5 protein-coding genes are annotated in these 2,820 nt (G+C 61.9%); 2 read left to right on the forward strand and 3 right to left on the reverse strand.

What is annotated here, in order from left to right; translation table 11 throughout:
- Positions 1–11: 11 nt before the first annotated feature.
- Genes ABW043_RS00700 through ABW043_RS00710 form a run of 3 tightly spaced genes read right to left on the reverse strand, consistent with a single transcriptional unit; the run spans position 12 to position 1,707 of the window.
- Positions 12–383 (reverse strand): helix-turn-helix domain-containing protein, encoded by a 372-nt coding sequence (locus ABW043_RS00700; protein WP_353919324.1) that lies wholly within the window; start codon positions 381–383, stop codon positions 12–14.
- Positions 380–961, reverse strand: a complete 582-nt coding sequence (locus tag ABW043_RS00705) for a Smr/MutS family protein (protein ID WP_353919325.1) — start codon at positions 959–961, stop codon at positions 380–382. Before ABW043_RS00705 ends, ABW043_RS00700 begins: the two co-directional genes overlap by 4 nt.
- A gap of 23 nt (positions 962–984) precedes the next feature.
- Positions 985–1,707 carry a Tim44/TimA family putative adaptor protein gene (locus ABW043_RS00710; RefSeq protein ID WP_353919326.1) on the reverse strand — a complete coding sequence of 241 codons (723 nt, stop codon included), beginning with the start codon at positions 1,705–1,707 and terminating at the stop codon, positions 985–987.
- A 128-nt stretch (positions 1,708–1,835) separates the two neighbouring features.
- On the opposite strand from ABW043_RS00710, the gene ABW043_RS00715 reads away from it, so the two are divergent.
- Both ABW043_RS00715 and secB read left to right on the forward strand, forming a co-directional pair.
- Positions 1,836–2,309: an FxsA family protein gene (locus ABW043_RS00715; protein WP_353919327.1), complete on the forward strand. Its 474-nt coding sequence runs from the start codon at positions 1,836–1,838 to the stop codon at positions 2,307–2,309.
- 92 nt (positions 2,310–2,401) lie between these two features.
- A partial coding sequence (gene secB / locus ABW043_RS00720) for a protein-export chaperone SecB (RefSeq protein ID WP_353919328.1) occupies positions 2,402–2,820 on the forward strand: 419 nt, incomplete at its 3' end.

A 2,820-nucleotide genomic window follows, 5' to 3' on the forward strand; every position in this document is an offset into this window, starting at 1 on the left:
TCCAGCGCCGCCTAACTGCGCTTCTTGCCGGCGCGTTTGACCAATTCATCGCGCAAAAATTTGAGGTCTTCAGGCTCGAGACGCTCGATATTGTCGCGCAGGCGGTTGGTGAATTCGGTGGCTTCGGGGGCGAGGCCCCCGGTATCGATGGTCACCTTGGGATCGGAAATTTCGGCGAGGCGCTGCAGCTCTTCGGCTTCGTCCCAGATGACGTTGAAGAAGGCGATGATGCGGTGGAGGAGGAAGCTCGTGGGCTGGCCGCGGCGGCCGTGTTCAAGGGCCGAGAGATAGGCACTCGAGACGTTGAGGGCGGCGGCCATTTCCTTGAGCGAAATGCCGCGGGCTTCGCGCAGGGCCCGGAATTTGGCGCCAAGCGGGGTCATGGACGCCTGAGGCGCACATACCAGGCGCCCTCCCCACCATGGCCGCGGGCCGCAAGGCTCCAGCCTGAAATCATGTGTGAGAGGCCCGGCTCGGAGAGCCAGATCGGCAGCATGGTGCGCAGGATGCCGCGCTCGGTCATGGCAGAGATGTAGTCGTTTTCAGTCTTCGTGCCCTTGCCGGTGATGACGAGCAGAGTGCGATCGCCGCGGGCGGCACGGGCGCCGATGTAACGGCGGAGGGTTTCGCGGGCTTCGACCTGGGTCATGCCATGGAGATCGATGGTGCCATCGATATCGATGCGGCCGCGGCGGACCTTTTTATGGATGGCCGGATCGACGTTTTTCTCGACCACCTTCACGGGCTGGGTGGGAGCCTGATAGGGCGCGAGGAAGGGCTGTTTGGGTTTTCCCATCCGCGGTGGCGCCTTGATGGCAGGCGCCGGTTCGGGCTCGGGAATGGGCAGGGTGCCGTGGCCTAGCTTAAGCAAGCCCTTGCGGCGCAGGGGTTCAACCGTGGCGGATACGCTCGTCCACAGGTGAAAGTCGTGCGGCAGGCGCCTGGGGTCGCGCTTGGACATGGAAGGGCCTGCCGCAAAAAGACTTAGTCGAGCTGGCTCGTGGTGATGACCTTCCAATTGGGGTCACGCGATTTGGGATTGCGCGCAAAGGTCCATTCATCGGCGATGGTCTGCACCTGGTCAGCATTGCCTTCGACGAGATTGCCGTCCTTGTCGCGGATAGCCGAGACGACCTCCGCGTGGAAATCGACGGTGACGAGAATGTTCTTCTTGTCGTATTCGGCCGAGACGATGGCGATCTTGGGCAGGCCGACAAAGGTGAAGTCGTTCTTGTGGCCAGCGGCCTCGCGCTCGGTGATGGCGCGGGCAAAGCTGTCATAGACGTCCTTGTCGAGGAGGTTTTTCAGCGTCTGACGGTCGCCTTCGGCAAAGCCGGTGACGATCATCTCATAGGCCTGCTTGGCGCCTTCGAGGAAGGATTTCGGCGTAAAGGTCGGATCGGCTTCGACAACGGCGCGAAGGCCGGTCGCCAGTTCAGCATTGCCCGATGCGGCCTGTTCGATTTCGGCTTCGGTCTTGCGGGTGCGACGCTCGTCGTCAAGATTGGGCTCGGCAGGGCGTGGACGGATCGGCACGACCGTTTCGTCGGCATTGGCGGCCTTCTTCTCGGTCGGGGTCGAGCGCGAGCGATCGACCGGCGGGCGCTCATTGCCCGTCCGCGTTCCCAGGACCGAGCGGAGGCGGAAGAGCACGAAAACCGCGACCACGATGGCGATGAGAGTAGGCAGATCGAGAAAATCGTCCATGAATCGGTGCACCTGAGAAGTTGGGCGCTCGCCGAGCGCTTTTGTCGTTCCTATATATAGGGAAAGCTTTAGCTCAAAACCAGTTCACACAAGGTAGCGCGATTTGCCGCGCCCTTCACAAACAAAGGATGACCCGGTTGCTCCGCTTCATTCCCCTTCTTCTCCTGGCCTTGCCACTGATCGAGATTGCGCTTTTCATCCTCGTCGGCCGGGCCATCGGCGTATTGCCGACGCTGGGTCTGGTCATTCTCGCCGTTGTCGTCGGTGGCTTCGTGTTGCGCCAGCAGGGGCTGGGCGTGCTCAACCGCATGCGCACCAATATGCAGACCGGCACCCTGCCTGGGCAGACCCTTTTTGACGGCATGCTGCTGGCCCTGGCGGCCGTGCTATTGATCATTCCCGGGTTCCTGGGCGATTTCGTCGCCATTCTCCTGCTGCTGCCGCCGGTTCGCGCCTGGCTCTACAAGACGCTGACGCGCAACATCACCGTGGTTCAGACGACGACCAGCTACCGGAGCGCTTCGCCTTCCGATGCCACGCCGCCGCATATTAACGGACCGGGAACCATCGACCTCGATGACGACGACTGGCAGCGCAAATAGCGTTGCAAAAGGCCTCTTTGCTTGTTCCTTTACGGCAAAGATGGTAGCCACCGGCAACATCGTTCCAATCGGAATATATAGAGGGACCAAAGATGGCCGACGAAAACCTGGGCGCCGCAGCGCCGGAACCCGGCACCGCGCCCAGCATGAACCTGGTGGGCCAGTATGTGCGCGACCTTTCCTTCGAGAATCCCGGCGCGCCCGGCTCGATCATGGCCGGCGGCGGCAATCCGGCTTTCAACGTCTCGATCTCGGTTGGCGTCAAGAAGCAGTCCGACGAGCTCTATGCCGTCGAGCTGAACCTCAAGGCCAAGGCCAATCGTGAGGAAACGCTGCTGTTCAACGTGGAACTGGTCTATGGCGGCGTCTTTCGCCTCAAGAACATTCCCGAAGCCCAGCTCAGCGGCCTGCTCATGGTGGAATGCCCGCGCCTGATCTTCCCGTTTGCCCGCCAGGTGCTCGCCAACGTCACCCAGCAGGGCGGCTTCCCGCCGCTGATGATGGAGCCGGT

Origin of the sequence: Devosia sp., assembly GCF_040509215.1 — a bacterium.
In the GTDB taxonomy this organism is placed as follows: Bacteria; Pseudomonadota; Alphaproteobacteria; order Rhizobiales; family Devosiaceae; genus Devosia.